Here is a 26,711-nt window from a genome sequence, read left to right as displayed (position 1 = left end):
GCTGACATCCACTTGCAAACGGAGCAAGCAATGGACACGCGCATCTTGTGCATCCGCCACGGCGATGGCCCCATGGACGACCGCGTCACCACATGGTGTGGCGCACATCAAGTACGGTGTGACGCGCGCCGCGCCTGGAAAGGTGACCCACTCGGGGACATCACCGAAGACCTGGCCGGTGTGGTGGTCTATGGCGGCAACTACAATGCCTATGACACGGCCAAGCATCCGTTCCTGAAAGATGAATACCGCATGATCGACGCGGCGATGGCGGCTGGGGTGCCCGTGATGGGCCTGTGCCAGGGCGCGCAGATGATCGCACATCACATGGGCGCATTCGCCGGAGCGCCGGATCATGGCAACCACGAGTTTGGCTATTACAAGGTCACACCCACCGCCGCAGGGCGCGATATGTTCCCTGCCCCGCAGTACTTTGCACAGGCACATTTCCACACATTCGACATACCTGAAGGTGCCACCCATCTGGCGCGCAGCGCGTTGTTTGAGCATCAGGCCTTCGCCGTCGGTGACCGGGTTCTCGGATTTCAGTTTCATCCCGAACAGACCATCGCAGGTTTCCAACGCTGGATGGCGCGGGGCCACGAATGGGGCCGCTATGATGAACCGGGGGTCCAAAGCCCTGCGGAACAGACCCGCCTGATGCTGCAACACGACGCAGCCCAGGGCGAATGGTTCCGCGGCGTTCTTGACCGTTTCTTTGCACGGGCCTTGCCATGAACGTGCTGGTCCCGCGCAAATTGATTGATGATCCCGGCGCGTTTGGCGGAGCGCCCTGGGACGATTGCCTGCACGGCGCACCCGTGATCAAGGACGGGCGGCTCATCGCCCTGACACCGTCGACCGGCGCACCGCAACGGATGGTTCTACCCCGGCTGGTCGAACCACACTGCCACTTGGACAAATGCCACACCATTCACCGCCTGGGGCAAGTCGGCGGAAACCTGCGGCATGCCATCACACGGCAATTCGAGGACAAGGTACACTGGACCGAAGAAGACCTGCGCGCCCGTGCGTCTAAGGGTTTGGCAGAAGCACAGGCCAATGGCTGCCATCTGATCCGGTCCCATGTGGATTGGGGCACCGATCCCGCCCCGCCGCTCAGTTGGCGTATGCTGTGCGACTTGGCCGCCGAAACACCGGGTTTGCAACTTGCTGCACTGATCGGGGCGAACCAGTGGGCAGATCCCGCATTTGTCAGCGCGGCAGTGCCGACCATCGCCGCAACAGGTGGGGTTTTGGGTGCCTTTGTGCTGGACCATGATCACATCGATACGGCGCTCGAACATATCTTTGATGCAGCCGTGCAGCATGGTCTGATGCTGGATTTTCACGTCGATGAGGGGCTTGGCGATTTCAACGGGCTTGAGGCGATCGCGGACCGTGCCATCGCAACCGGGTTCGAAGCACCCATCCTATGCGGCCATGCCGTCAGCCTGATGGACCGCACAGAACCCGATTTTGCCCGCATTGCAGACAAATGCGCGCGGGCGGGTATGACCATCTGCGCCTTGCCTGTCACCAACCTCTATTTGCAGGGACGCGTAGAGGGCACCCCGGACCGGCGGGGCATCACACGGCTGCGCGAATTGCGAGCGGCAGGCGTGCCAGTGATTGTTGGGTCAGACAACGTCGCCGATGCGTTTTGCCCGTTGGGCGCACATGACCCGCGCGCGGCACTTGCCCTTGGGTGCGTGACCGCGCATCTGGATCCCCCCTTGGGCGATTGGCTGAGCGCCATCACGACGGATGCCGCCGCTGCATTGGGTCACCGGCCCGTCACCGTGGATGGTGCCGCGTTGAGCGATCTGCTGACCTGTGATGTGACCCACACCGCCGACCTCGTTTCTGGCCACACCCCTTTGTTGTCTGCAGAGGAGAGCCTGACATGACTTCGCTTTCGGGCAAGACCGACATCGACTGGGTGGCGTTTGCCGCTGCATTGGCACCGGTCGAAACCATCACCGAACCCGTGCTGATCAAGAAACGCAGCCGCGATTTCTTTTGGTATTCACCCATCCTGAACGCGGAACTCAAGCGGTGTTTTGGTGACCTTGTGGCCCGACCAAAGTCACCTGATGAAATGGCACATGTTCTGTCCGTTGCTTACCGGCATGGCGCGCCCATCGTGTTGCGCGGCGGCGGCACGGGCAACTACGGTCAGGCGGTGCCGATGGAGGGCGGTTTGATCATCGACACCACGGCCATGGCCGGTGTGTTGTCGATCGGAGACGGGCAAGTTACGGCATTGGCCGGTACACTGATGGCGGACATCAACGCGGCCGTTGCCCCGACTGGTCAGGAAATGGCCATGTTCCCCTCGACCCTGGATATTGCGACCATCGGAGGCTTTGTCGCCGGCGGGAGCGCGGGCATCGGATCGATTGCCAACGGGGCGTTGCGCGATCCCGGCAATCTGATCGCGCTCAAGGCGCTGACTGTCGAAGACACTCCGAACACACGTGTGTTTGAGGGCCCCGATACGCTGCATCTGCACCATGCTTGGGGCCTGAACGGGGTCATCACCGAAGTCACCCTGCGCACGGTGCCCAAGCGCGACTGGGTGGGCTGCATGGCCACATTCGACAGCTATGAAGCCGCCTATGCCGCAGGCTTGGCCATCGCGCAGAGCGACGCCATCGCCGCTAAGCTGATCACAACCGTAGACGCCCGCATCTGCACCTACTTTCCCAAGCTGGTGGGCCATATCCGCGCCGACCGTCACCTGCTGGTGTCGATGATCCCCGCCGAAGATCAAGACGCGTTTGCCACCTTGATCGGCCACCAGGCGGGCCATGTAGACCTGATGTTGACCGAGACGAAACGACAGGACCTCGGCCTGCCGCACGTGTTCGATTTCAGTTACAACCACACGACGTTGCAGGTGCTCAAGGCCGACCGGTCGGCCACCTATCAACAAGTGGGCTGCCCCACACCGCCTGACCCCGCAGCCATTGCGGCACTGCGTCCAAAGCTGGGTGACGATGTGTGGATGCACCACGAATTTGCACGGGTCGGCGGTGAGATTGTCACCTTTGATCTTCCGATCATCTGGTACACGACGCAGCAGCGGCTGGACGCGATCAACGCCACCTACACGTCGCACGGATTTCCGGTCTATGACGCCCACACCTGGAACGTCGAAGGCGGTGGGCTGAAACCGGACTACACCCATCTGGCCTGGAAAAAGCGCATGGACCCAAAGGGGCTTTTGAACAGTGCCAAGTCCAAGTTCTGGCATGCGGTCAAAGACATGGACGCGGACGAGATCGAAACACTGGGTGCGCCATGAATGGGCCCGTTTCCGCCCAAATGCGGCATCAAAGGACGGTTTTGCACCGCTGGACGACGTGGAATCGCAAAGAGCCGCCTGATTTATCAAGTATTTGTATTCGCGCGACCCCCGAAGATGGGGTTGACGCCAAGCGCCTGATCGTTTGATCTTTGGGCGTCCCCCGCGAGGGGAGGCGATAAAATCGCAGGTCAACTGCAACACCGACAAGGCAAGGCACTCACCCTTGCCGAACAAGGACGCGGCCCATGGTCGCGACGCCAACAGAGAGGAAGAACATGACCTTTTTAACCCGTACCGGCAAACCGCTGCCTCAATCCGTCGTGGATTCGGCTGCCAAAGTCGGCACCGATCCGGTCAACCGCCGCGAGTTTCTGGCCATTGCCAGCGCATTCGGCGCGACCGCTGCGACAGCATATGGCATGCTGGGCACAGCCGCACCGGCGATGGCCGACGGTCACAAGACCGGCGGCACCGTCCGCATCCAGCAGGAAGTCCGCGCACTCAAGGACCCCCGCACCTACGACTGGAGCCAGATCGCCAACGTCTCGCGCGGATGGCTGGAATATCTCGTGTCCTATGAAAATGACGGCACGTTCAAACCACAGCTTCTGGAAAGCTGGGAAATCAACGACGACGCGACCGTGTACACGCTGAACGTCCGCAAAGGCGTCAAGTGGAACAACGGCGAAGACTTTACCGCCGAAGACGTCGCCCGCAACATCGCGATGTGGTGTGACAAGGACGTCGAAGGCAACTCCATGGCGGGCCGGTTTGCGACGCTCATCAGCGCCGACACCAACCAGGCCATCGAAGGCGGCATCGAGGTTGTCGACAGCCACACTGTCAAACTGAACCTGCCCGCATCCGACATCTCGCTGATCCCCGGCATGGCCGACTATCCTGCGGCCATCGTGCACAGCTCGCACACCGCTGACAGCATGGCGGACAACCCGATCGGCACAGGCCCCTACCTGCCCGAGTCGATCGAAGTCGGCGTAAAAGCCGTTCTGGTGCGCAACGACAACCACACATGGTGGAATGCTGGCAACGGCGCTTACCTCGACCGGATCGAGTACATCGACTACGGCACCGACCCGTCGGCCTTTGTCGCTGCGGCCGAAGCCGAAGAGATCGACATGACCTACTCCATCGAGGGTGAGTTCATCGACATCTTTGACACGCTCGATGGCTGGGTGAACAACGAGATCGTGACCGCTGCGACCATCGTGATCCGTCCGAACCAATTGGCTGAGATCGACGGCAAGACACCCTATGCGGACGCACGGGTACGTCAGGCGATCACTATGGCCGTCGACAACAACGTGCTGCTGGAGTTGGGTTACGCCGGGCGCGGCATCCCTGCCGAAAACCACCACGTTGGTCCGATGCACCCCGAATATGCGGAAATGCCCGCACGCAAGGTTGACCCCGCAGCGGCCAAGGCCCTGATGGACGAGGCCGGCATGGGTGATTTCGAGCACGAGCTGATCTCGATCGACGACGCCTGGCGCAAGGACACCACCGACGCGGTGGCGGCCCAGCTGCGCGACGCAGGCATCAAGGTCAAGCGGACCATCCTGCCCGGCTCGACCTTCTGGAATGACTGGGCGAAGTATCCGTTCAGCTCGACCAACTGGAACCACCGCCCCCTCGGTGTGCAGATCTGGGCCCTGGCCTACCGCACCGGCGAGGCATGGAACGAGTTCGGCTATTCCAACCCAGAGTTCGACAGCCTGCTGGAACGCGCGCTGGCCACAGCCGACGTCGAGGCGCGCCGCGCCCTGATGGCCCAAGGTCAGGCGATGATCCAGAACGACGGTGTGACGATCCAGCCGTACTGGCGGTCGCTCTACAACCACACCCGTGATGGTCTGGTTGGCGGTGCACACCACATCTCGTTCGAAATCCGCCCTGCGGAACTGGCCTGGACCTGATCCAAGCCTTTTCGACCATTCGAGGGGCCGCTTTCGCGCGGCCCCTTTTTCATGTCTGCCCCAATTTGCGCGAAAGGGCCCAATGGAACACATACTTATTTCTGCTCAGGCCCTCGTCACTGCCTTGATCGCGGCGTGGCTCAGCCTCGGGGTGCGGGACAACATTTTGCACCCTGCGGTGAACGAAACCTACACCGCCGAAGTGATGGAAATGTCCCGGATGCGAGCGGACTTTCCCGATGCGTTTGTACATGTGGCCCACCGCGCCATCACCGACCGCCGCCTGCAACGGCTGGCCTTTCGCGTCGTTGTACTAGCCGAGTTGATTGCCACTGTCGTGCTGTGGGCGGGTGTGTGCCTGCTGATGACCGGGCTGTTCGGCCTGACGGACATCACCACAGGGCAGGTTGTGGCGCTGGGGGGTGCCATGCTGTTCACCGCAGTCTGGGCGGGGTTCCTGATCGTCGGCAACCACTTTTGTTACTGGTTCTGCCACGAAGGTGCGCAAAACACGCACTACCAGATGACCCTCTGGGGTATTGGCACCATGATCTTGCTCGCGCTCTGACGGGACGGTGGGCGGGGCGCCTTTGCCACTTGGGGCAAACAGCGTCCGACCGGCGGACCGTCCTACAGCGACATCATCTTGTACGCGGGAAACCCCAAACAGGCCGCAGCACCTCGCGGATCACTGCGCACTTGATCGCCAATCTCTGCATGAAGCACATCGACAAGAACCGCACCTTCCAACTCGTCGCGCGGCAGTTTGGCAAACCACGCCTCTTCGCGCACCAAATCCTCGATCAACGGATCCACAACCGCGCCACCGCCACCGGGATAGCGATAAAACCCCCACCCCACGCGTTTGCCGAGCCGTCCCTCGGCCACCATCCGCGCCAAAACTGGCGTCGGATGCGCGCCTTGGCCGCGCGCGTCCAGCACCACATCAAGCCCAATCAGGTCCTGCGCCGCACAGGGTCCGATCCGGTAGCCCCAATCAGTCAGCGCATCATCCAGTTCCCAAGGGTTTGAGTGGCGCAGGATCACTTGCTCGCACGCCCGCCAAAACATGTCCTGCATCGGATGGATGGCGGCTAACAGTGTCATTCGACACCCACATGGCCCAGGAACCGGTTTTTGGCGATTGTCGCCAGCAAGTCGTTCAGCGAGGTTTGCACCGTCCTTGATGCCGTATCCACCTGTGCATGTGCCCGCTCGTACAGGGGTGTGCGTGTCGTCAAATACGACTTCAACTGGTCCATGGCCGCGGGGTTGCCCTCCATCGGGCGCAGGTCCCCCTGCGCGCGCACGCGCTCCATGTGTTCGCCCGGACTGGTGCGCAGCCAAACCGTGTGGAACCGTTCAAGCACCTGATCATAGGTCGCAGCCTCGGCAACTATACCGCCCGCAACCGCCAAAATCAGCTTGTCATACTCCGCGACCACCTGCGCAATCGCTTCGGCCTCAAACGCGCGATATCCGTCCTGCCCATAAAGAGCCATGACTTCGCTCAACGGCATCCCGGCACGCGCCTCGATTTCGTCGTTCAACTCGACAAACGGCAGCTTCAGCTTGTCCGCCGCCATCCGCCCAAGTGTCGACTTACCAGCCCCGCGCAGCCCGATGAGACAAATCCGGTGTGCCCGCAGCGCCGTCGGATTCTCAGGCGCCAGCAACGCGCGCACGCGGCCCTGCACCGCCGGAGACGCTGACTGATACAGCCGCGCAACACGCGCGACATCCCCGTCGGCAGAGCCGCCTTCGCTCAGCAAATCTTCGATGCGCAAGTTCAGCGCAGTCGCAACGCGGTCCAGCAGGATGACCGATATATTGCCCTCGCCTGCCTCGATCTGCGCGAGATACCGTGGCGACACACCGGACAGATCAGACAGCGCGCGGCGGGGCATGCCCAGCGCGGTACGCGCTGCGCGAACACGGGTGGCGAGACGTTCGATCATTGCGACCGACGCATCAGGAATGGGCTTCGGTGATGTCATGCGCACAACTGTTTGTCTTATCAACCAATGCTAGCGCGATGTTGCGCCAGATCAACGGGTTAGGCACTGAGAATATGGGGCGCGATGACCTGTCGCAGGGACTCTGGCGCGGGCTGGCTCTTGGACTGATCCGCGATCACAAAGACGCAGACAAACGTCCCTTCGAAACACAAAACGCCGTCCTGATGCCCGTCCACACGAAAGGTCACGGACCGATCACCCAGCGCACTTGGCCACACGGAACACTGCAAGCGGTGGCGTGGTGTGACAGGCGTGCGAAAATCCATGCTCATGTGCACAAAGGGCGTGCCAATGTTGCGATCCACCTCCAGCTGATACCAACCATCACCACCTAGATGTGCCTCCCACCAGGCATTGATGGCATCCAGTGCAAACCACGGCAGGCGGGCGGTGTAGGCGATGCGCGCCGGGTCACAATCGCCCCAGGTGACGCGGATCTCGTGGCAAAAGGCTGCGTTCAAGCGGCTTTGTCCGCAGTCATCAAACCAACGATGCCCTGCACCCACGGCAACGCAATGTCCTCGGGCATTTCAAAGCTGGACGCGTCATGCAAGCCGCGCTCACCCACCTGCACTGCGCCTTGCGCCGTCATCATCTGCGCCAGCTTCATGGAGCCATGGTTGTAGGTCTCGGCAAACACCATATCGCCCAGACCAAAAATCGCAAAGCGGACACCCTGCAGGTCGGGTTTCGCAGTTGTCAGCGCCTCTTCGAAAGGCAGGGCGGTCGACGGCAAATCGCCATTGCCGTAGGTCGATGTCACAAGGATATAGAAGGCGTCCGCTTCCATGGTCGCCGGATCAACGTCCGCAAGGCTCTGGATGTCGCATTCGAACCCTGCGCCCAACTCGGTCTCGATGTCCTCGCAGAGCATCTCGGAATTGCCGGTTTCAGAGCCGTAGTAAATTCCAACTTTCATCACTTTACCTCACTCTCAATGTCGTGTGACGGCTGTTCCGTCCGGCCTTTGAGCGCACCGCAGTGCATCCCGTTCATCTCGTGTCAGCATCATGTAGAGCGACAGGCAGATACCAGTGCACCCATCGCATTCCAGCGGGCAGAATGCCTGCCCGTTGGTGTCATTCATAGCCAAGGTGGCGCGATCAATCTGCATGTCCACCTCTCCGTTCAGGCCATGTGCAATTTGACGTATTCAAAATCGCCGGGCTTGTTGTCGATGCCCACGCGCGGTGGGGCGATCCAACTGGCAAACTTGCCGGGCTCATAACAAGGCTTCATGAGCGACTGGATAAAGGCCCCGTCCTCTTTCGTCGGCAACCACTCCGCCTCGCGCGCGGACCAGTCCTCTGCGCTGATGAACGTGCCTTCGGGCGTGATGGGCTGGTTTGCAAATACGCCGATCTTGCGGTGGAAACCCTCGTGCGGCAGCGTCAGTTCGAACTGGATGCCTGTGCGGGAAATCTGCTTGTTCCAACGCCGCAAACCACCGCTTGCGTCGCGGACATAGTCGTCGCGCAAGCGCATGTTGATCGCGGTCAGTGCAGGCACATCCTCGGTCACGATCTGGCCGTCCTTGATGCTTGCCACGGCATATGTGTCATTGGTCAGCTTGTGATCATCCTCGATCCGCTGCTCCATATACCGCCCCTTGATGCCTGCGTTGAACGCATTGGCGGCGTTGGTGCTGACCTCTTGGCCAAAAAGGTCGAGGCTGAGGGTATAGTGCAGGTTCAGCTTTTTCTGGATTGTCGGTAAGTCGATCACGCCCAGCGCGCGGATTTTGTCGGTGTCATATGAATCTTCGATACCATTGGCCTGCATCGCCTCAAGCGTCGCCTGAATGGTCCGCCCCACACCCGTCTCGCCGACGAACATGTGGTGCGCCTCTTCGGTCAGCATGAACCGGCACGTGCGCGACAGCGGGTCAAAGCCGGATTGCGCAAGGCTTTCCAACTGCATCTTGCCATCGCGGTCGGTGAAATAGGTGAACATGAAGAAAGACAACCAATCCGGCGTTTCCTCGTTGAAGGCGCCCAACATCCGTGGCGCTTCGTCAGACCCCGAGGACCGAACCAGCATGTCGTCGGCCTCTTCGCGCCCGTCCTTGCCGAAGTACTTTTGCAGCAAATAGACCATCGCCCAGAGGTGGCGGCCTTCTTCGACGTTGACCTGAAACAAGTTGCGCATGTCGTAGAGGCTGGGAGCTGTGAGGCCCAGGAACCGCTGCTGTTCTACCGATCCCGGCTCCGTGTCGCCCTGAATGACGATCAACCGCTTGAGCATGTTGCGGTATTCTCCCGGCACTTCCTGCCAGGCGGGTTGGCCGTAGTGCTCGCCCATGGGAATACGCCTGTCCTCGACAGCCGGGGCCAGCAAAACACCCCAGCGGTAGTCGGGCATTTTCACGTAGTCGAATTTGGCCCACCCCTTGGGGTCCACGCTGACAGCTGTGCGCAGATAGACCATCGAGTTCTGGAAATTCTGCGGGATCAGGTCATTCCACCAGTTGATGTAACCGGGGTGCCATTTTTCCAACGCCTTGAGAACTTTGCGGTCCTCGCTCAGACCCACATTGTTGGGGATCCGGGTGTCATAGCTGACGTTCATCACAGTCATGTCTTCATCTCCTCCAGGGTCCGTAGGGTGCGCATTCACTGCGCACCGCTATACCCGCTCCATGTTGAAATCACCGCGCACGCCGGTGCCGTATCGTTGCAGAGCACCCTCTGCGCCAACCGCGTTGGGCCGGTTGAAAATCCAGTTCTGCCAGGCCGTCAGCCGTCCAAAAATCCGGGTCTCCATCGTCTCTGGCCCGGCAAACCTCAGGTTGGCTTCCATCCCCGTCATCGCATCGGGCGAGAAACTCGCCCGCTCTTCGAGAAAGATGCGGATTTCGTCTTCCCAGTCGATGTCATCGAGAATTTCAGTGACCAGACCGGCCGCCTCCGCCTCTTCGGCTTCCAGCGGTGTTCCGATATGATCCTGCAGGCCCGCAGCATCCTCTGTGCCGTAGAACCGGGTTTGCAACCGTGTCAGGTCGTTGCCCATAGGATACGCACCGAAGTTGCCGTCGCTCAGGGTGATGGTGGCGAGGGGGCGGTTGTCGCCCTCAAACTCGTCCTCCATCATGTAAGTCCGGTCGACGGCCCACAAAAGCTCTGCCAGCACGCCCGCAAAACAACTGCCATGTTCGTTCAGCGCGACCAGCGACCGCGACGTCACATCCACACGCTTCAGCACCCGTTTCCAATAGTGCCGGATTTCGTTTGCCAGCCAATGGTCCGGGTTGTTCAGGATCAACGCCTCATGGGCCAGCACGGCCTCCGGATCGCCCTGAGACCGGATCACCCACACACCCGCCTCCATCTCATTCAAACGCAGGTGCAGGATTGCGTCCTCCAACTCGCGTGCGAGGCGCAGCATATAGGACTGATCCCCCTCGGCGACCAATGCCGCAACGTCGGCAGGTGCTGCACCTTGGGGGCCCTTGATCAGTATTTCGGCACGGCGCGCGGCCCGGTCCAGGGTGACCTCGACCAAGCTGTAAGTCACTGACCCGTCCTCAGCGATACTGCGTTCCAGCGGGCCAAGCGTGATCCCATGCGCAACATCCGGTTTCGCAGAGGCGTCAGCAAACTCAGCAGCACGCGCAGTTACCACAGCATCGAAAGTGGCGTTTGGCACCGCCTCGTCCACCAGTTTCCACTGCACGGCGCGCTTGCCCTTGACCCCTTCTTCGGTAGAGCAGAACACGTCCGCGCGATCCCGGCGCACCATCCTCTTGTCAGTCACACGGGTCAGGCCACCGGTGCCGGGCAGCACGGCGAGCAGTGGCACTTCGGGCAGGGCCACGGATGAGGTGCTGTCATCCGTAAGCATGATGTGATTGCACGCCAGCGCCAATTCATAGCCACCACCCGCACAGGCACCTTTCACCGCAGCGATGTATTTCTGTCCACTCTCTGCTTCTGCGGCCTCATAGGCGTTGCGTGTCTCGTTGGTGAATTTGCAAAAGTTGACCTTGTGCGCATGCGCGGCACCACCCAGCATACGGATGTTGGCCCCGGCGCAGAACACGCGATCCTTGGCGGATTTCATCACCACGACCTTGACCTCGGGGTGCTCAAACCGCATCCGCTGGACCACATCGTTCAACTCGATATCGACCCCAAGATCGTATGAGTTGAGTTTGAGCTGGTAGCCGTCGAACAGACCGCCGTTCTCGTCCACATCCATCCACAACGTCGCGACAGGTCCGTCATAGTCGACGCGCCAATGGCGGTACTTGGACGGGTCCGTGCGAAAGTCGATGATCTTGGACATGAATCAGGTCGTTCCTTGGCGCTGAATTGGCACTATCATACATTATTTACCTACCTTGATGCACAAGAGTGCCGTAATCGGGCTGTAAGTATGCACTTTATTGCTATATTTGCGTGATCTGAACGGCACTTTGCTCCAGTTGTTGAAGCGTTGTGCAAAACGCCACCACCGCGTCGCGGACCTGATCCGGCGCGTCGTGGTGTGGAGCATGGCCTGCGGCCTCAATCATCAGGACGTCAACCGGCGCATAGGATCGGTCGTGGGCCTCATCCACCTGCGCGCGCGTGCCGTATGGATCATCCGTGCCTTGCACGATCAAGGCAGGTACGCGCCAATGATCAATGGCATCCCCCACATTCCAATCCGCAAAGGCAGGGTCAGTCCACGCATCATGCCAGCCATAAAATGCCACATCCGCGTTGTCGTGGTGCCGGGCCAGCCGCGCCTTGAGGTCGCCGGTGCCATATGCCGTTCCCGCAGCACGAATGGCGGCAAGCCCCTCTGCTTCGGTAAAGAAATGAGGGGCGATCAGCACGAGGCCCCGCACGCGCATATCCGACACCGACCCGGCATAGATGCCGGCAATTGTCGCGCCGTCGGAATGGCCCAGCAACACGGCGGATTGCACACCCGCTGCATCCATCAAAGGCCCCAGAATATCCGTCGCCTCGCGGCTCATGTAGTCAAGAGGGCGCGGTAGATCCACCAAAGACGATCGCCCATACCCCGCACGGGAATAGGCCAAAACACCCATCCCGGTTGCCTCGGCCAGCGCTGCGGGCCAGTCCCGCCACAGATCGACCGCCCCCAGCCCCTCATGCAACATCACCAGCGTCGGTGCTGTGTCAGGGGCGGGGCCCCAGCATGCGTATTCCAGATCGTGCCCCGCAACCGCGACAATGCCCCTGCCCCATTCCATCACAGACCCTCGCGCAGTTTAAACCGCTGAATTTTGCCCGTCGCGGTTTTGGGCAGGCTGTCCACACATTCGATCCAGCGTGGGTATTTCCACTTGCCGATCCGGTCTTTCACATGCGCGCGCAACACGTCCTCAAGGTCATCCGGCGTCTCGCCGTGTACCACCACGAAGGCTTTGGGCTTTTCCAGACCATCGTCGTCGCGCGCCGCAACCACGGCACATTCCAGCACCGCGGGATGGCTGCTGATTGCCTGTTCCACCTCGAATGGGCTGACCCAGATGCCCGACACCTTGAACATGTCGTCTGTCCGACCGCAGTACACAAACCGCCCGTCCGTGCGGCGCTCGTATTTGTCGCCCGTGCGGGTCCAGACACCTTCGAACGTGGCCCGCGTCTTGTCACGCTGGTTCCAATAGCCACCTGCGGCAGACGCGCCGTTGACCAGCAATTCACCGACCTCATCCGTGCCAACGTCGTTGCCAGCCTCGTCCACCAGCCGCACGTCATAGCCCGGAACAGGCGTCCCGGAGGTGCCATAGACCACGTCGCCGGGCGCATTCGACAAAAAGATATGCAGCATCTCCGTCGACCCGACGCCGTCTAGAATTTCGGTTCCCATTACCTGTTGCCACCGCGCGCCGACATCTTCCGGCAGGGCCTCGCCTGCCGAGATGCAAAGACGCAGAGGCACGTCCGGGGCGCCATTTGCCTCGAGTTGCGCAACCAGCGCCGCAAAGAGCGTCGGCACACCGCAAAACAGTGTCGGGCGTTCGGTCGCCAGAATATCAATCACACCGTCCGGGGTCGGGCGGCCTGCAAAAATCACCACGGTCGCGCCGACCGACATGGGAAAGCTCATCGAGTTGCCCAGACCGTAGGCAAAGAAGAACTTGGCCGCAGAATACACAACATCGTCGCTGCGGATGCCGAGCACCTGTGCGCCATATGTGTCCGAGGTGGCACGCAATGCGGCGTGGACGTGATGAACCCCTTTGGGCGCGCCCGTCGAGCCAGAGGAATACAGCCAGAATGCCGTTTCATCGTCATGGGCATCGTGGGCCGGCAAGATCCCGGTTGCCTTGGACATCAACGCCTCAAAGCTGATCGTACCATCCGGCGCGTCGCCGATCACGATCACCGACCTCAGGAACGGTGAGTCGAGCAGCGGGGCCACCAGATCGAACAGTTCTGCCGATACAACCAGTGTCGTGGCCCGACTGTCACGCAGGATCGCGTCGTAGATCGGCGTGGCCAGCAACGTGTTCAAAGGAACAGGGATCACTCCGGCCTTGATCGCGCCCCAGAACAGGACGGGAAATTCGATCTGATCCAGAACCAGCATCGCCACGCGTTCTTCGGGGCGAATGCCATGGTTCAACAGGGCGGATGCCGCCAGGCCGGACATATCCGACAACGCGCCATAAGTGATGCTGCGGCCTTTGCCGACCTCGCGAAAGGCGACCTTGTCCGCGCGTCCTTCGTCCTTGTGGCGGTCCACGAAATATACAGCGGCATTGCTCATGCGCGACCCTCCCAAAGACACGAATGATGCTTTATCCTGCGCCCCAGGACACGCCTCCGCAATGAATTCGCCGGATTTTAGCTTTTTACTGCATATCTAGAGTGCGCAGAAACACCGACTGCGCATCTGCCAAATCTTGTGTCTCGGCCTTTGGGTTAGGGAATGAGGAACAGCGTGATGGCGGGAAACAGCACCAACAGGATCACACGCACGATATCGGACCCGACAAAAAACATGACCGCCTTATACGTCTCGGTCATTGGCGTTGTGCGATCCATGGCGTTGATGATGAACAGGTTCATACCGACTGGCGGCGTGATCAGACCAACCTCGACCACAATTAGCACCAGAATACCAAACCAGATCGCCACGTGTTCCGGCGTCATGCCAAAATCGAGGCCCTGTATAACCGGGAAAAAGATCGGCACGGTCAGCAGGATCATCGACAGGCTGTCCATCACGCAGCCGAACACGAGGTAGAACACCAGGATCACGCTCAGCACCAGCAAGGGCGTAAACCCTTGGTTCAGTACGTAGTCCGCCAGCCATTGCGGTGCGCCGGACAGGGCGAGGAAGTTGTTGTAGAGCGATGCGCCCAGCACGATGAAAAAGATCATGGCCGTGGTTTTTGCCGTACCAATCAGCGCCTCACCCAGAACGGCCCATGTCAAGTTGCCGCCGACCAGTGCCACGAAACCGGTACCAGCCGCACCAATGGCCGCCCCTTCGGTCGGGGTGAACCATCCGGCATAGATCCCGCCAACCACGATGGCAAAGATTGCCAGAACGGGCCACGTGTCGCCCAGTGCTTTCCAACGCTGTGCCATGGGAATTGCCGGGCGCGTCCCTGCGGATCCGGGAAACAGCCGCACATAGATCGAGATCGTGATGACATAGCCGATAGCTGCCAGAATGCCGGGGATGAATGCGGCCAGAAACAGCTTGGCAATGTTCTGTTCGGTGATGATCGCATAGATCACGAGGATCACGGATGGTGGGATCAGGATGCCCAGCGTCCCGCCTGCGGCCAGCGTCGCCGTCGAAAACCCGCCCGAATAGCCATAACGTTTCAGCTCTGGCAGAGCCACGCGGCTCATCGTGGCGGCAGTGGCCAGTGACGACCCACAGATCGCGCCAAAACCGGCACATGCCCCCACGGCCGCCATGGCGACGCCCCCACGACGGTGCCCCAGAAATCCTTCGGCGGCTTTGAACAGCGCGGTGGACATGCCCGAGAGGGTCGCAAATTGCCCCATCAGCAGGAACATCGGGATGATGGTCAGCGAATAGTTGGAAAACGTGCTGTAGGTCTCAGACTTCAGCTTGGCCAGAATCGGGGTCGGATTGCCGTTCATAGCAAATACCCACCCAAGCAATCCACACAGGAACATGGCCAACCCGATGGGCGCGCGAAGGAAAATCAGCCCCAGCAGGATCGGAAAGGACCAGAACCCCAACTCGAGCCGACTGAGCCCGATAAACTGAACGACGTCGCGTATCCAATCCATTGTTCAGCCTTCCGGTAGGATCATGCGCCCGGTCGCCGCCTCAACAAGGCGGGCATAGGCGCAGTACAGGGCCGTCAGACTGGCAATGGCCGCGGCACCCACAGATGCCGCATAGGCCCACCAGACCGGAAATTGCAGGAACAGCGTCGTTTCACCATTGCCCAGATAGCGCAGCATCCCCTCGTAGAGGCGCAGAGAAATGAAGACTATCACAATCGCCAACACGACCTCCCACATGGCGCGCAGCCATCCGAGAGGGCGTGGTCGCATGGCAGAGGTGAACACGTCCACCGTCGCGTGCTGACCGTAGAACTGGCAGACCGGAAAGAACGCAAAAATGGCAAATGCCACGCCTGCCTCGGTCAATTCGTAAGTGCCGTTGATCTCGTCAATGCCTGCGGAGACGATGAAATTGCCCAACAATGCCAGAGCGCCATCGCCCATGGCGTGACCCATCTTGGACAGTTCGCGCCCGACAATCGACAACGTCGTCAAAACGATCAGGATCAGCAAGACACCCCCGCCAACGATCGCTGACGCACGCGCCAACCATTTCACCACCCCGTGCATATCTGCCTCATGTCCCTGGAAAAACAGGGCCGCGGCATCACAGCCGCGGCCCGTTTTCAGTCTCTGTCTACAGGATTACCCTTCGTAGGCATCCATCAGCGCACGCGCTTCGTCGATCAGCGCCTGACCATCGATGCCTTTGCTTTCCATGTCTGCGACCCATTCGTCATAGATCGGCTGCGACACGGCACGCCATGCGTCGAGGTCCGCGCCAGACACGGTCACGATGTTGTTGCCGTTGTCCACGGCACGCACCCGCGCTGGCCCATCGGAGTCAGCCTGTGTGCCACCGGCAAAGATGCTGAACTCGAGGCCCGAGTTGTCGTCGATGACCTTTTGCAGATCAGCAGGCAGACCCTCGTAGCGGTCCTTGTTCATCGCCAGCACAAAGGTCAGCGTATACAGCGCCTCGCCCTCAAACTCGGTGTGGTTGCCCACCAGTTCCGGTATCTTGAGCGCTGCGGTGACTTCCCACGGGATCGTTGTGCCGTCGATCACACCTTTGCTGAGACCCTCAGGCACGGCAGGCACCGGCATACCGACAGGCGTGGCGCCCATCTTTTCCAGCAGGTTGTTGACGGTACGCGAGCCGCCACGGATCTTCAGGCCTTCCATATCCGCGGGCGTTTTCACCTCTTTGTTCACGTGGATCATGCCGGGGCCGTGGACCCATGTGCCAAGGATATGCACGTCCTTGAATTCGGTGTCTTTCATGTGCTTTTCGAACATCTGCCAATAGGCCGACGACATCGCGCGCGCGTTTGTCATCATAAAGGGCAGCTCGAAAACCTCGGTGCTTGGATAGCGGCCAGGGGTGTAACCCACAACGGTCCACACGATGTCGGCCACGCCGTCGATGGCCTGGTCAATCAACTCGGGCGGGCGACCACCCAGTTGCATCGACGGATAGCGATCAATCTTGATACGACCATCAGAGGCCGCTTCGACATTGTCGGCCCAAACATCCAGAACCAGCTTGGGCACGTTCGCCTGCGCGGGCAGGAATTGGTGCAGGTTCAACGTGACCTCCTGGGCCAGCGCCGCGGTCCCTGACCCGATGGCAAACGCTGCGGCGCCCACCATGCTCAGGAATGATTTGCGTGTGAATGACATGGATTTCCTCCCTTTTGCCGGTCCGGCATGAAGCGCCTGACTCGCTGTTCGAGGGGAATTGTTATGCAACGCAACTAAGTCTGTCACCCGCCTTTGTAACTATATGCCCGCTTTATGCCGTGCCCCATCATTGGCGAGGGTGGGTGTTGCCTGGATCGTAGGGACCCGCTGCGATGACCCGTCCGGGGACATGTTCGCCCAGACTATCGACTGTAAATTCAGTGCCTTGCGCTGCATGTGCGGTATCAACAAAGGCATAGGCCAGGTTCATGCCAACCCTATGCCCCCAGTCACCGGATGTAACGGTGCCAACAACTTTGTCATCCTGCAAGACAGATGCACCGGGATGCGCCGGGGCCGTTTTGCTATCGATGACCAGGCTGACCAGCTTGCGTTGTGCACCCTTGGCCTGTCGGGCTTGCAACGCCGTTTTGCCCACGAAATCCTTGTCCATCTTCACGAACCTGTCCAAACCTGTCTCGAACGGATCAAACTCGGTGATCAGGTCGGCCTTCCAATGCAAATAGCCCTTTTCCATCCGCATTGATTCAACTGCCCGCGCCCCGAACAGCTGCAAATCATGCGCTTGGCCTGCCGCGCGCAGCGACAGATAGGCGGAATACAATTGATTGTTCGGCACGTGAATTTCAAAGGCCAGCTCGCCCGAGAAACTGACCGACATCACCACCGCAGGCGCAATCCCGATGAACGCGCGGCGCACCGACAACCAGGGAAAGGCAGCAGCCGACCAATCCTCGCGTGACACCGCGCTCAACACATCCCGCGCCTTGGGTCCGGCAAGTACCAGAATGGTGTGATCATTGGTCAGCGACCGCAGCGAAACGTCAAAGCCGTCAGCATGTGCACGCAGCCAATCCATATCATGCCACTCGGCCGCCGCCGCCGATCCATACCACACTGGCCCATCAGGGATGTTTGCCACTGTCGCCTCGGCCTTGATACAGCCGTGGTCGTTCAACAGGTATCCCAAACCAACCTTGCCGGGTTTGCGCGGCACCCGCCCACATATGACATGATCGAGAAACGCATGCGAATCGGGTCCGTCGATCTCGATCCGGTTGAACCCGTTCACTTCGGCCAGACCAACGCCACTTTGCACGGCTCCCACTTCGCGCGCGACCACATCAAAGGCCTCGTCGAAATGAAACCCATGTGTCACGGCGAAATCCGGCGCGGGTTTGAAATACTCTGCCCGTTCCCATCCATTTACGACAGTAAACTCGGCACCTTCCGCGGCCAGAACCGGCGTCAGCGGCGTTGTTTTGATTGGCCGTCCTGCGGGCCGGTGTTCATGGGGGAAATGGAACCGGAATTCGTTTTGATAGTCTTCGATCGCCTTCAGCGCGGTCAGTTCCACATTGCCATGGTCGGTAAACCGGCGGGGGTCCAAACACCATGTGTCATAGCAGGCCTCGCCATGGACGATTTGCTGGGCCAAGAGCCAGCCATGGCCGCCGCCCTCACCCAAACCTGCGCGCAGACCGATGATGCAAAACGCGTTGCGCTTTCCCGGGATCGGCCCGACCAGAGGGGCCCCGTCGATGGTGTAGGTGATCGGCCCATTGACCACCGTATGCACCCCCGCCTCCATCAACGCGGGCATCCGGGCAAACGCGCCCTCAAGAACATCTGTCACACGGTCCAGATCATCGGGACACAGTGCGTTGGTAAAGTCAGGCGAAATGCCATCCATGCCCCAAGTTTTGCAATCCTGCTCATAAAACCCCAAGAGCAATCCGTTCTTTTCCTGACGGCAGTAATAGTCACTGATCGGACAGCGCAGCAGCGGCATCCGGTGGCCAGCGTCGCGAATGGCCGGTATCTCTTCGGTCAGAAAATATTGGTGTTCCATCGACGCCACCGGGTGATGCACACCCATCATCGCACCAACTTCGTTCACCCTGTAACCACAGGCGTTCACGACGACGTCGCAATCGATATCCCCCTTGGTCGTGTGTACGGTCCAGGTGTCATCACGGTGCTGCGTCAACCCGGTCACGGGCGTGTGGCGATAGACCTCCGCCCCCGCCTTGCGCGCGCGGCGCGCCAACGCCTGACACAGTTGCGCGGGGTCGATGTCGCCGTCCATAGGATCCCACAACCCGCCGATCAGATTGTCGGTGGAAATCAGCGGATGCCGCCGGGCGCATTCATCCGCGTCAATGACTTCGAAGTGCACATCCATGCCGCGCGCCATCGAAGCAAAATGCGCATATCCATCCATTTGCGCCTGCGTGTTGGCCAATCGGATGCCGCCATCACCATGATGGTAATTGATCGGATAGTCGGGATCGTTTGCAAGCTCCTGGTAGAGATTGATGGAATGCGTCTTGAGCCCAACCATCGTCTGGTTCATTCCAAAGTTCGTCACCTGCGCAGCAGAGTGCCACGTCGTGCCACTGGTCAACTCGTCCCGCTCGACCAGTACAACGTCCGTCCAACCTTCCTGTGTGAGGTGATACAGGGTTGAACAGCCTGCGATGCCACCACCGATCACTACGGCACGGGTTTGGGACTTCATGACAACACTCCGGATTTGCATATTTTCAGGAACAATGAAGACAAGCGGCAAAGGGTCAATCGTGACACCCCACTTTCATTGTTCTGAAAATATGCATTTGCTGACGTCGAAATCCGTAGCAAACACTTGCCTAGGGGAAAGGGGTCGGAGCCACGGGTCGTTTACTAACGATCTGCACAACTTCTTGGCCCTCTCCAGCCGCTACGGTATTGATAGCGCAACAACCGCCACATCGCGGTTTGAATGAAAAAGAGATGTAGCAGGATCACCGACACATGACCGTCAAAGACACCAACAGCATGATTGCCGGTATGACGCCGATACTGACGGACGGTCGATGGGTTTATTGCAGCGTTCCGAGTATGGAAACGGCAGGTCCTGTGCTGACGGACGCTTTTGCCATCGTGCAAGAGGCCGAGAGCGTCACTTTGATCCTGCCTGTGGACGTTGCCGCGGCGCGTGGTTTCGACACTTCTGTCCCGATGCGCAAGATCACCCTCAATGTCTTTTCCGACCTCGAAGGGGTTGGTTTGACAGCCGCAGTGGCCCATGCGCTGACCGCATGTGGCATCAGCTGCAACATCGTGGCCGCCTATCACCATGATCACGTGTTTGTACCTGACGCAGACGCGGCAGCCGCACTTGATGCGTTGAAGGACGCGCAAAAGGCAGCGCAGCAATTGAGCGCCTCATGACCTTTGCCGCGCCGGGGCAGGAACAAGGGACATACCGTTTCGGGGTCGAGACGGCCGATAGCGTCCTCAAGGTCAGGCAAGCCAACCTGTGGCCTGAAAGGCCCCTGTCGCACGTGCGCGTTCCCGGCGATGACACCGCCCTGCATCTTGGGGTCCGTCACACTGACGAGCTGGTGGGCGTGGCATCGTTTTTCGTTGATGGGTCCGCCGCGCAGCTGCGCAAACTCGCTGTAGATGCTCGGCATCGAGGCCAAGGTCTGGGGGCGGCGCTGGTGCTGCAAGGGGCCGCACAGATGCGCGACAAAAACCTTGGCACACTCTGGTGCGATGCGCGTGTAACTGCGCTGCCATTTTACCAAAATCTGGGTTTTGACGTGGTGCCTGGCATCTTCTTCAAATCCGGGTTGCCCTACCAGAAAGCAACACTGGCTCTGAGTTGACCCCCAACCCAACTGCGGGGTACGGTCTATACGGTCTTGCCGTCGGATATTTTGAAGGACAGGTCCATCACGCGGTTGCCGTCATCTTTCGAAGACAGGAGCAGTTTGGCGGCTTCCCGACCCATCTCGAAACGCGGGGTTTCGATACTCGACAGCGGGATCGGCGTCGCCTTGCCGATCTCTATCCCGTTAAAGCCCAAAAGACCCAGCTCCCCCGGCACATCAATGCCCGCAGACAGCGCATGAAACAGCCCGCCCAAAGCCAAATCGTCATTGGCAAAGAAAATGCAATCAATGTCCGGATGCTGGCGGCGCAATGTTTCAGTCGCGCGTGCACCAACCATCGCCGACGAACGCTCTTCTGCAATCAGCGATGCAACCAGCAGCGCGCCGCGTTCTTCCAGCCGCGCCTCAAAGGCCAGCCTGCGCGCTCTTGATCGCTCGGGCCGCTCGCTCCAGGCACCAATGTAGCCGATCTTGCGATAGCCCTTGTCGTACAGATGATCCGCCGCCGTGACTGCTGCAGCACTGTGTGAAATCCCGACGGCAGAGCCGATGGGCGCGCCTTCGATATCCATGATTTGCACAACCGGAATATCAAGCTGCGCAATCATGCCGGGGATCGGGTCCCGGTGGTGCAGCCCTGTCAGGATGATACCCATGGGGGACCACGACAAAAGCTCGCGGATGACCCTCAGCTCGCGATCGGCGTCGTATTCGCTCAGGCCCAAAACGGCGTGCAACCCTTGGTCATTCAAGACAGATTCGATGCCGTCGAGGACCGAAGAGAACACTTCGTTGCTCATGGACGGCAGGACAACCGCGACAAGGTTGCTGCTTTGGTTTTTCAACGCACCGGCAACCCGGTTGGGCGTGTAGCTCAGAGCGTTTGCGGCCTCCATGACCTTGTCGCGCAGCTTGTCCGAGATATTTGGAGCGTTACGCATCACACGCGACACAGAGATTTCGGACACGCCCGCAAGCGTGGCGACATCCCGCACGGTTGATCTCGCGCGCTTGTCAGTTTTGACGTCGGATCGGTCATTCATGAGGGTGATATATTTCATTGAAATCGGGCAGACAACGATAACAATTACAATTGACATCGATAACAATTAGAAGACATCGTTACCAATAAACGCTTCAGAGGGAGGAAAACATGAAGCTGAAGTATCTGATTTCCACGTGTATCGCTGCTGTCGTATCGACTTCTGCGGCCATGGCCGACGGCTTTCCCGAGCGCCCGATCAACTTGATTGCCCCGTTCAACGCGGGCGGCGGCACCGATCTTTTGTTGCGTGGCCTTGCACCACATTTCGCAGAGGCCATCGGATCCGATGCCTTTGTCTCAAACATGGCTGGCGGCTCTGGCACGGTTGCGGCATCCGCCCTTCAGGCACAACGCCCGGACGGCTATCAACTGGCCTATATGTCCATCACTGTGTCCACCATCCAGCCGCAGATCAAAGCCGTCCCTTACGGCCTCGACAGTTGGACGCCCATTTGTTCGGTGGCAGCGTCGCCTACTTTGCTTTTTGTGTCAGATGACAGCCCGTTCCAAACGGCCGAGGATGTGGTTGCAGCCGTCAAGGCAGAGCCTGGCAAATACGTCTATGGGTCGTCCGGCCCAGGGGCGATGACCCACCTGACCACTGTTGCCGCCTTTGCCGGACTTGGGATTCTCGATGATCTCAAACACCTGCCATTCCAAGGGTCTGGCCCCGCGATCAAAGAGCTGACGGCAGGCAATATCCAGTTCTTTGGTGACACCGAGGTGCTGATGCAGCGCGGCGATTTCCGCCCTCTCATGGTGTTCAACAGCGAACGGCTGGAAAACTATCCCGACGTCCCAACAGCCACCGAGGTCGGCATCGCGCCGCCGCTGAACGAGCTTTACCTTTGGGGCGGTCTCTTTGCCCCTGCCGGGCTCGAACCCGAGGTTACGGCAAAGCTTGAAATGGCCTGCGAAACCGCTGTCGCCTCTGACGGGTTCAGGGACTTTGCAGCCAACTCCGGCACCGTGATCAACTACCGTGGAGCAGATGAGTTCAACGCCTTTTACCGGGCGCAATACGAATCCAACGCGGCATTGATCGAAGCTGCGGGTCTTTGATCCCACACTGCCCGCGGCGCGATGCTGCGGGCGGCCTTTCATTCACGTAGAGGACCACCTCATGCAACGGTTCGCCAATGAGCGCGTGGTTGTGCAGTTCGGCCTGCTTATTCTGGCCGTGGCGCTTTATGCGTCGACCTTTCAACAGAGCTTTTCCGCCAGCGACCTTGCGCAATCACCAATGTTCTTTCCACGCATCATTCTGACGCTTTGGATCGGGTTGGCCGTGGTGGCGTTGATCCAAACCGTGCGCACGCAGGAAACACAGTCGCCCATCGCCAGTTGGCCGCGCATCGGCGTCGTGATCGTTGCGGCCCTGATCTACACCAACGTGATTGGGTCCGAGGGGTTCTTTCTGCCGTCCGTCGTCTTTGCGCTGATTTGTCTGCCTGCCTTTGGCGTTCGAAATCCGCTGTTGGTTGCTGTCTTTGCCATTCTTGTGCCGGGCGCATTGGTTTTCCTGTTCAACCACACGCTTGGGATGCCGCTGCCGACGTCGCGGTTCACCTACGTCTTCTGAGGGCCGCCAATGCTGTCTGCACTTCCCGAAGCCATTGGCATCCTGCTCAGCCTCGAAGGCCTGTTGGTTTTGGTCATGGGGACGGTTCTCGGGATCGTTCTTGGGGCCATGCCCGGCATTGGCTCAACTGTGGCCGTGGCTATTGTGCTGCCCTTTACGCTGACCATGGGGCAGGCACCCGCCATCCTTTTGTTGTTGGCCGTCTATGCCGGGTCCGTCTATGGCGGATCGATTGCCGCAATCCTGATCAACACGCCCGGAACGCCACAATCGGCGGCCACCTGCCTCGATGGTTATCCCATGGCGCAGCGCGGCGAGGCGGGGTTGGCCCTCGGATGGGCGACGGTCGCATCCGTGGTGGGCGGGCTGGTTTCGGCCGTTGTCCTGATCTTTGCCGCGCCACAGCTTGCGGCCTTTGCGCTTCAGTTCGGCCCGATTGAAACCTTTGCCCTGATCCTGCTTGGAATGACCTGCATCGTATCCGTCTCCACCGGTTCGGTGGTCAAAGGGTTGATGGCCGGGATGATCGGCATTTTTTTATCGACAGTCGGGGGCGATCCGATCCTGGGTGAAATGCGGTTCACCTTTGGCAACTGGCAACTGTTTGCAGGGTTCAACCTGCTTGCCGTGGTCATTGGCGTTTTCGCCCTGTCCGAAGTGTTCATCCGCGCCAGCAAACCAATCAGCAGGGTGTCAAACCTCGTTGCCTTCAGTGGCATCATCCTGCCCACTTGGAAGATGTGGAAAGGCCGGTTACGCAACCTGGCCAAGTCGGTAGCCATCGGCAATGTCATTGGCGTTTTGCCCGGTACGGGTGCAGCAACCGCCGCATTCATTTCCTATGCCGAGGGCAGACGGTCCTCCCCCAACCGCGAGGGTTTTGGCAAGGGAGAGCCCGATGGCATCGTGTCGTCAGAGGCGGCGAACAATGCGGTGACGGGCGGCGCGTTGGTGCCAACCATGGCCCTGGGCATTCCGGGTGACGCCATTACGGCGGTCATGTTGGCCACCCTGACCCTGCACGGGATCACGCCCGGCCCCAAGCTGGTGGACGACAATCCAACCTTGATCGCGGCGATCTTTGCGGGGTTCTTTGTGATCAACATTTTGCTGCTGCCGTTGGGCATGCTGCTGTCGCGGGTGGCAGCGCCCATCCTTCGCATCCGCGAGGCGTTCATGATGACGGCCATTGTCATACTCTGCGCGGTCGGCATCTATTTCGTCCGGGGCAATCCGTTTGACCTGCTTGTGATGGGCGGCGCCGGGTTCGTTGGCTTTTTGCTGCGCAGGCAAGGCGTGCCAATGGCGCCGCTGGTAATCGGTATGGTACTGGGGCCAACGCTAGAACTGACGCTGAGGCAGGGACTGATCCTGACCGATGGGAGCTTTCTCGCGTTCTTTACGGGCCACCCCATCGCGCTGGTTCTCGCGCTTGCCGCTCTTCTCGCCCTCAGCCTGCCACTGCTGCGAAGCCTGTTGTCCAGGACAGCATCGTGAGCGATCCAACCAACTGGCTTCTGATCGCTCCGGTCTTGCTGGTGGTTGGTGCCGTAGCAGGCACGCTGGCCGGTTTATTGGGCGTGGGTGGCGGCATCGTGATTGTGCCTGTGCTCTACTGGTTGACCGAGATCGGGATGCTGGATGTGCCCGGCGATTTGGCCATTCATTTTGCCGTTGCCACGTCGTTGCTCACCATCATCCCCACGTCAATCTCGTCCGCGCGCGCGCATGCGAGGAAAGGGTCCATCGACTTTGAAATGTTCCGGTCCTGGGCGCCCATGATGGTTGCCGGTGCGCTACTTGGTGGTCTCATCGCGGCCAACGTGAACGCATCTATGCTTTCAGCCGTGTTTGGCGTTATCGCCTTGATTGTCGTGGCGAACATGTTGAACCCAAAGCCGCTCACGCTGGCACCTGCGCCGCCCGAATCGCTGGCAGCGCGCGCGGCCATTGCGGGACCAATCGGCGTGCTGTCCGCCATGATGGGGATCGGCGGCGGCACTTTGGCTGTGCCCACGATGACCCTGTTGTCCTTGCCGGTTCACCGCGCTGTTGGGACGGCGGCGCTCTTTGGGTTGATGATCGCAGTGCCGGGCATTGTTGGCTATGCCCTCGCTGGGCAAGACATACCCGGCCTGCTGCCCTATTCGCTGGGTTACATCAACATACCAGCCGCCTTGGTCATTTCCGTCGCCACGTTCATCTTTGCGCCCCAAGGGGTAAAGATTGCCCACCTGCTAAACGCACGCCGCTTACGCGTCGCCTTTGCCGTTTTCCTCGGCATCAGCGGCGTCAAAATGCTGTCAGAGGCTTTTGCATGATTGCGCGTCCCCTGACCGAAGGGCTTTTGGAAACAGGGCGTTTGGCGGTTCACCACATCCACGCGCCACACCCCGACGCGGCGGCCCCACGGGTACTATTTCTGGGTGGATCAAACTTTGACCTGACCCTGAAACGCAGCTTTTTGAACAGCGATCTGGCCCACGGTTTCACCTTTGCGACTTATGAACCACGCGGGATCGGTCGCACAGAACACCCCGACGGGTCATGGGACATACAGGACTATGCCAAGGACGCACTGGCGGTCATGGACGCCCTGGAATGGGACACTGCCGCAATTGTGGGTGAAAGCTTTGGCGGCATGACAGCGCTGCACCTAGCGGGCCTTGCGCCCGACCGTATCAGCGCGCTTGTCGTGGCGTCGGCTACGGCGGGTGGGCCCGTGCACCGGTCCTTTGACATCTCTTCCTTCTTATCGCTATCGCGCCGTGATGCAGCGATTGAGGCGCTGTGCCTGCAAGACACGCGCAACATAGCCCAACAAACGCAGGACCCCGATGGATTTGCACAAAAACTCGCGGCACGGGTGCAGTTCGAAGAGGACTTTGCCCAACCCTCGATCGCAAGCGGTGGTTATGCGCGCCTGCTGAATGCGCGGCGTGGGCATGATTGCACCAGCGACTTGCCGTACATTGAAACACCGACCTGCGTTCTCGCAGGGCGCTTTGATCAACAGGCGCGACCCGAGGCGCAACAGGCGCTTGCCGACGCTTTGCCTCAGGGCCAGTTTCACTTGTTCGACGCAGGGCATGGGGTTCTCTTTGCCACGCCAAGGGCCACAGAAACCGCCGCCGCGTTCATTCGGACCCAATGGGCCAACCGCGCCGCAAAACGCAAGGCGCTGATGTAGCCGGGCGCCTTGGTGCTTGGCCCCGCAGC

The 26,711-nt window shown here is 59.9% G+C and carries 25 protein-coding genes; 12 read left to right on the top strand and 13 right to left on the bottom strand.

Going from position 1 to position 26,711, the window contains the following annotated elements:
* Positions 1 to 30 precede the first annotated feature (30 nt).
* The 5 genes from Q0936_RS02860 (at position 31) to Q0936_RS02840 (ending at position 5,815) form a co-directional block, all read left to right on the top strand.
* Positions 31 to 738, top strand: coding sequence for a glutamine amidotransferase (locus tag Q0936_RS02860; RefSeq protein WP_299295914.1), 708 nt, complete (start codon positions 31 to 33; stop codon positions 736 to 738).
* Complete coding sequence (locus Q0936_RS02855; RefSeq protein WP_299295912.1) at positions 735 to 1,910, top strand: amidohydrolase family protein; 1,176 nt, start codon at positions 735 to 737, stop codon at positions 1,908 to 1,910. The genes Q0936_RS02860 and Q0936_RS02855 overlap by 4 nt, the downstream gene beginning before the upstream one ends.
* The gene (locus Q0936_RS02850; protein ID WP_299295909.1) at positions 1,907 to 3,310 is read left to right on the top strand and encodes an FAD-binding oxidoreductase; all 1,404 of its coding nucleotides are present in this window, start codon (positions 1,907 to 1,909) and stop codon (positions 3,308 to 3,310) included. The genes Q0936_RS02855 and Q0936_RS02850 overlap by 4 nt, the downstream gene beginning before the upstream one ends.
* A 278-nt stretch (positions 3,311 to 3,588) precedes the next feature.
* Positions 3,589 to 5,247, top strand: coding sequence for an ABC transporter substrate-binding protein (locus tag Q0936_RS02845; RefSeq protein WP_299295906.1), 1,659 nt, complete (start codon positions 3,589 to 3,591; stop codon positions 5,245 to 5,247).
* 82 nt (positions 5,248 to 5,329) lie between these two features.
* Positions 5,330 to 5,815 (top strand): DUF2165 domain-containing protein, encoded by a 486-nt coding sequence (locus tag Q0936_RS02840; protein WP_299295904.1) that lies wholly within the window; start codon positions 5,330 to 5,332, stop codon positions 5,813 to 5,815.
* A gap of 62 nt (positions 5,816 to 5,877) precedes the next feature.
* Here Q0936_RS02840 and Q0936_RS02835 read toward each other — a convergent pair whose 3' ends face one another.
* From Q0936_RS02835 to Q0936_RS02780, 12 genes are all read right to left on the bottom strand, one after another.
* The gene (locus Q0936_RS02835; RefSeq protein WP_299295902.1) at positions 5,878 to 6,354 is read right to left on the bottom strand and encodes a 3-hydroxyacyl-CoA dehydrogenase family protein; all 477 of its coding nucleotides are present in this window, start codon (positions 6,352 to 6,354) and stop codon (positions 5,878 to 5,880) included.
* Positions 6,351 to 7,244, bottom strand: coding sequence for a helix-turn-helix transcriptional regulator (locus tag Q0936_RS02830; protein WP_299295900.1), 894 nt, complete (start codon positions 7,242 to 7,244; stop codon positions 6,351 to 6,353). Before Q0936_RS02830 ends, Q0936_RS02835 begins: the two co-directional genes overlap by 4 nt.
* Before the next feature lie 59 nt (positions 7,245 to 7,303).
* Positions 7,304 to 7,726, bottom strand: a complete 423-nt coding sequence (locus Q0936_RS02825; RefSeq protein ID WP_299295898.1) for a thioesterase family protein — start codon at positions 7,724 to 7,726, stop codon at positions 7,304 to 7,306.
* Complete coding sequence (locus Q0936_RS02820; protein WP_299295895.1) at positions 7,723 to 8,184, bottom strand: flavodoxin domain-containing protein; 462 nt, start codon at positions 8,182 to 8,184, stop codon at positions 7,723 to 7,725. The genes Q0936_RS02825 and Q0936_RS02820 overlap by 4 nt, the downstream gene beginning before the upstream one ends.
* A gap of 209 nt (positions 8,185 to 8,393) precedes the next feature.
* Positions 8,394 to 9,842 (bottom strand): benzoyl-CoA 2,3-epoxidase subunit BoxB, encoded by a 1,449-nt coding sequence (boxB, locus tag Q0936_RS02815; RefSeq protein WP_299295891.1) that lies wholly within the window; start codon positions 9,840 to 9,842, stop codon positions 8,394 to 8,396.
* Between the two features lie 48 nt (positions 9,843 to 9,890).
* A complete protein-coding gene (gene boxC / locus Q0936_RS02810; RefSeq protein WP_299295889.1) occupies positions 9,891 to 11,549 on the bottom strand; it encodes a 2,3-epoxybenzoyl-CoA dihydrolase in 1,659 nt (552 codons plus the stop codon).
* A 103-nt stretch (positions 11,550 to 11,652) separates the two neighbouring features.
* Complete coding sequence (locus Q0936_RS02805) at positions 11,653 to 12,468, bottom strand: alpha/beta hydrolase (RefSeq protein ID WP_299295888.1); 816 nt, start codon at positions 12,466 to 12,468, stop codon at positions 11,653 to 11,655.
* The gene (locus Q0936_RS02800; RefSeq protein WP_299295885.1) at positions 12,468 to 13,991 is read right to left on the bottom strand and encodes a benzoate-CoA ligase family protein; all 1,524 of its coding nucleotides are present in this window, start codon (positions 13,989 to 13,991) and stop codon (positions 12,468 to 12,470) included. Before Q0936_RS02800 ends, Q0936_RS02805 begins: the two co-directional genes overlap by 1 nt.
* A gap of 155 nt (positions 13,992 to 14,146) precedes the next feature.
* Positions 14,147 to 15,499 carry a TRAP transporter large permease gene (locus Q0936_RS02795; RefSeq protein ID WP_299295883.1) on the bottom strand — a complete coding sequence of 451 codons (1,353 nt, stop codon included), beginning with the start codon at positions 15,497 to 15,499 and terminating at the stop codon, positions 14,147 to 14,149.
* A 3-nt stretch (positions 15,500 to 15,502) separates the two neighbouring features.
* Positions 15,503 to 16,069, bottom strand: coding sequence for a TRAP transporter small permease subunit (locus Q0936_RS02790; protein WP_299377844.1), 567 nt, complete (start codon positions 16,067 to 16,069; stop codon positions 15,503 to 15,505).
* Positions 16,070 to 16,144: 75 nt separating this feature from the next.
* Complete coding sequence (locus tag Q0936_RS02785) at positions 16,145 to 17,152, bottom strand: TRAP transporter substrate-binding protein (RefSeq protein WP_299140108.1); 1,008 nt, start codon at positions 17,150 to 17,152, stop codon at positions 16,145 to 16,147.
* A gap of 157 nt (positions 17,153 to 17,309) precedes the next feature.
* Positions 17,310 to 19,724, bottom strand: coding sequence for an FAD-dependent oxidoreductase (locus Q0936_RS02780; protein ID WP_299295879.1), 2,415 nt, complete (start codon positions 19,722 to 19,724; stop codon positions 17,310 to 17,312).
* A gap of 275 nt (positions 19,725 to 19,999) precedes the next feature.
* Between Q0936_RS02780 and Q0936_RS02775 the strand changes: the two genes are divergently transcribed.
* Together Q0936_RS02775 and Q0936_RS02770 are read left to right on the top strand one after the other, a co-directional pair.
* On the top strand, positions 20,000 to 20,419 hold the full coding sequence (locus Q0936_RS02775) for an ACT domain-containing protein (protein ID WP_299295876.1): 420 nt from the start codon (positions 20,000 to 20,002) through the stop codon (positions 20,417 to 20,419).
* Positions 20,416 to 20,859 (top strand): GNAT family N-acetyltransferase, encoded by a 444-nt coding sequence (locus tag Q0936_RS02770; protein ID WP_299295874.1) that lies wholly within the window; start codon positions 20,416 to 20,418, stop codon positions 20,857 to 20,859. The genes Q0936_RS02775 and Q0936_RS02770 overlap by 4 nt, the downstream gene beginning before the upstream one ends.
* 26 nt (positions 20,860 to 20,885) lie before the next feature.
* On the opposite strand, the gene Q0936_RS02765 is transcribed toward Q0936_RS02770, so the two are convergent.
* Positions 20,886 to 21,926 (bottom strand): LacI family DNA-binding transcriptional regulator, encoded by a 1,041-nt coding sequence (locus Q0936_RS02765; RefSeq protein ID WP_299295872.1) that lies wholly within the window; start codon positions 21,924 to 21,926, stop codon positions 20,886 to 20,888.
* A gap of 92 nt (positions 21,927 to 22,018) precedes the next feature.
* Here Q0936_RS02765 and Q0936_RS02760 point away from each other — a divergent pair, with 92 nt between their 5' ends.
* The 5 genes from Q0936_RS02760 to Q0936_RS02740 all read left to right on the top strand — a co-directional run bounded on the left by Q0936_RS02760 (position 22,019) and on the right by Q0936_RS02740 (position 26,682).
* Entirely contained in the window at positions 22,019 to 22,972 is a 954-nt protein-coding gene (locus tag Q0936_RS02760; protein ID WP_299295869.1) for a tripartite tricarboxylate transporter substrate binding protein, read from the top strand.
* A gap of 61 nt (positions 22,973 to 23,033) precedes the next feature.
* On the top strand, positions 23,034 to 23,492 hold the full coding sequence (locus Q0936_RS02755) for a tripartite tricarboxylate transporter TctB family protein (RefSeq protein WP_299295867.1): 459 nt from the start codon (positions 23,034 to 23,036) through the stop codon (positions 23,490 to 23,492).
* A gap of 9 nt (positions 23,493 to 23,501) precedes the next feature.
* On the top strand, positions 23,502 to 24,989 hold the full coding sequence (locus tag Q0936_RS02750; RefSeq protein ID WP_299295865.1) for a tripartite tricarboxylate transporter permease: 1,488 nt from the start codon (positions 23,502 to 23,504) through the stop codon (positions 24,987 to 24,989).
* Positions 24,986 to 25,813 (top strand): sulfite exporter TauE/SafE family protein, encoded by an 828-nt coding sequence (locus Q0936_RS02745; protein ID WP_299295863.1) that lies wholly within the window; start codon positions 24,986 to 24,988, stop codon positions 25,811 to 25,813. The genes Q0936_RS02750 and Q0936_RS02745 overlap by 4 nt, the downstream gene beginning before the upstream one ends.
* Positions 25,810 to 26,682, top strand: a complete 873-nt coding sequence (locus Q0936_RS02740) for an alpha/beta hydrolase (protein ID WP_299295860.1) — start codon at positions 25,810 to 25,812, stop codon at positions 26,680 to 26,682. Before Q0936_RS02745 ends, Q0936_RS02740 begins: the two co-directional genes overlap by 4 nt.
* Positions 26,683 to 26,711: the final 29 nt, after the last annotated feature.

It is taken from the genome of uncultured Tateyamaria sp. (genome assembly GCF_947488715.1).
Lineage (GTDB): Bacteria > Pseudomonadota > Alphaproteobacteria > Rhodobacterales > Rhodobacteraceae > Tateyamaria.
This window is presented reverse-complemented; position numbering and strand designations above follow the sequence as displayed.

Coding starts and splice junctions, on each gene's coding strand:
- Q0936_RS02820 (WP_299295895.1), bottom strand. CDS start 8,184: ATGAAAGTTGGAATTTACTACGGCTCTGAAACCGGCAATTCCGAGATG.
- Q0936_RS02750 (WP_299295865.1), top strand. CDS start 23,502: ATGCTGTCTGCACTTCCCGAAGCCATTGGCATCCTGCTCAGCCTCGAA.
- Q0936_RS02805 (WP_299295888.1), bottom strand. CDS start 12,468: ATGGAATGGGGCAGGGGCATTGTCGCGGTTGCGGGGCACGATCTGGAA.
- Q0936_RS02860 (WP_299295914.1), top strand. CDS start 31: ATGGACACGCGCATCTTGTGCATCCGCCACGGCGATGGCCCCATGGAC.
- boxB (WP_299295891.1), bottom strand. CDS start 9,842: ATGACTGTGATGAACGTCAGCTATGACACCCGGATCCCCAACAATGTG.
- Q0936_RS02765 (WP_299295872.1), bottom strand. CDS start 21,926: ATGAAATATATCACCCTCATGAATGACCGATCCGACGTCAAAACTGAC.
- Q0936_RS02790 (WP_299377844.1), bottom strand. CDS start 16,069: ATGCACGGGGTGGTGAAATGGTTGGCGCGTGCGTCAGCGATCGTTGGC.
- Q0936_RS02845 (WP_299295906.1), top strand. CDS start 3,589: ATGACCTTTTTAACCCGTACCGGCAAACCGCTGCCTCAATCCGTCGTG.
- Q0936_RS02800 (WP_299295885.1), bottom strand. CDS start 13,991: ATGAGCAATGCCGCTGTATATTTCGTGGACCGCCACAAGGACGAAGGA.
- Q0936_RS02760 (WP_299295869.1), top strand. CDS start 22,019: ATGAAGCTGAAGTATCTGATTTCCACGTGTATCGCTGCTGTCGTATCG.
- Q0936_RS02850 (WP_299295909.1), top strand. CDS start 1,907: ATGACTTCGCTTTCGGGCAAGACCGACATCGACTGGGTGGCGTTTGCC.
- Q0936_RS02755 (WP_299295867.1), top strand. CDS start 23,034: ATGCAACGGTTCGCCAATGAGCGCGTGGTTGTGCAGTTCGGCCTGCTT.
- Q0936_RS02835 (WP_299295902.1), bottom strand. CDS start 6,354: ATGACACTGTTAGCCGCCATCCATCCGATGCAGGACATGTTTTGGCGG.
- Q0936_RS02785 (WP_299140108.1), bottom strand. CDS start 17,152: ATGGTGGGCGCCGCAGCGTTTGCCATCGGGTCAGGGACCGCGGCGCTG.
- Q0936_RS02775 (WP_299295876.1), top strand. CDS start 20,000: ATGACCGTCAAAGACACCAACAGCATGATTGCCGGTATGACGCCGATA.
- boxC (WP_299295889.1), bottom strand. CDS start 11,549: ATGTCCAAGATCATCGACTTTCGCACGGACCCGTCCAAGTACCGCCAT.
- Q0936_RS02780 (WP_299295879.1), bottom strand. CDS start 19,724: ATGAAGTCCCAAACCCGTGCCGTAGTGATCGGTGGTGGCATCGCAGGC.
- Q0936_RS02740 (WP_299295860.1), top strand. CDS start 25,810: ATGATTGCGCGTCCCCTGACCGAAGGGCTTTTGGAAACAGGGCGTTTG.
- Q0936_RS02830 (WP_299295900.1), bottom strand. CDS start 7,244: ATGACATCACCGAAGCCCATTCCTGATGCGTCGGTCGCAATGATCGAA.
- Q0936_RS02770 (WP_299295874.1), top strand. CDS start 20,416: ATGACCTTTGCCGCGCCGGGGCAGGAACAAGGGACATACCGTTTCGGG.
- Q0936_RS02840 (WP_299295904.1), top strand. CDS start 5,330: ATGGAACACATACTTATTTCTGCTCAGGCCCTCGTCACTGCCTTGATC.
- Q0936_RS02795 (WP_299295883.1), bottom strand. CDS start 15,499: ATGGATTGGATACGCGACGTCGTTCAGTTTATCGGGCTCAGTCGGCTC.
- Q0936_RS02855 (WP_299295912.1), top strand. CDS start 735: ATGAACGTGCTGGTCCCGCGCAAATTGATTGATGATCCCGGCGCGTTT.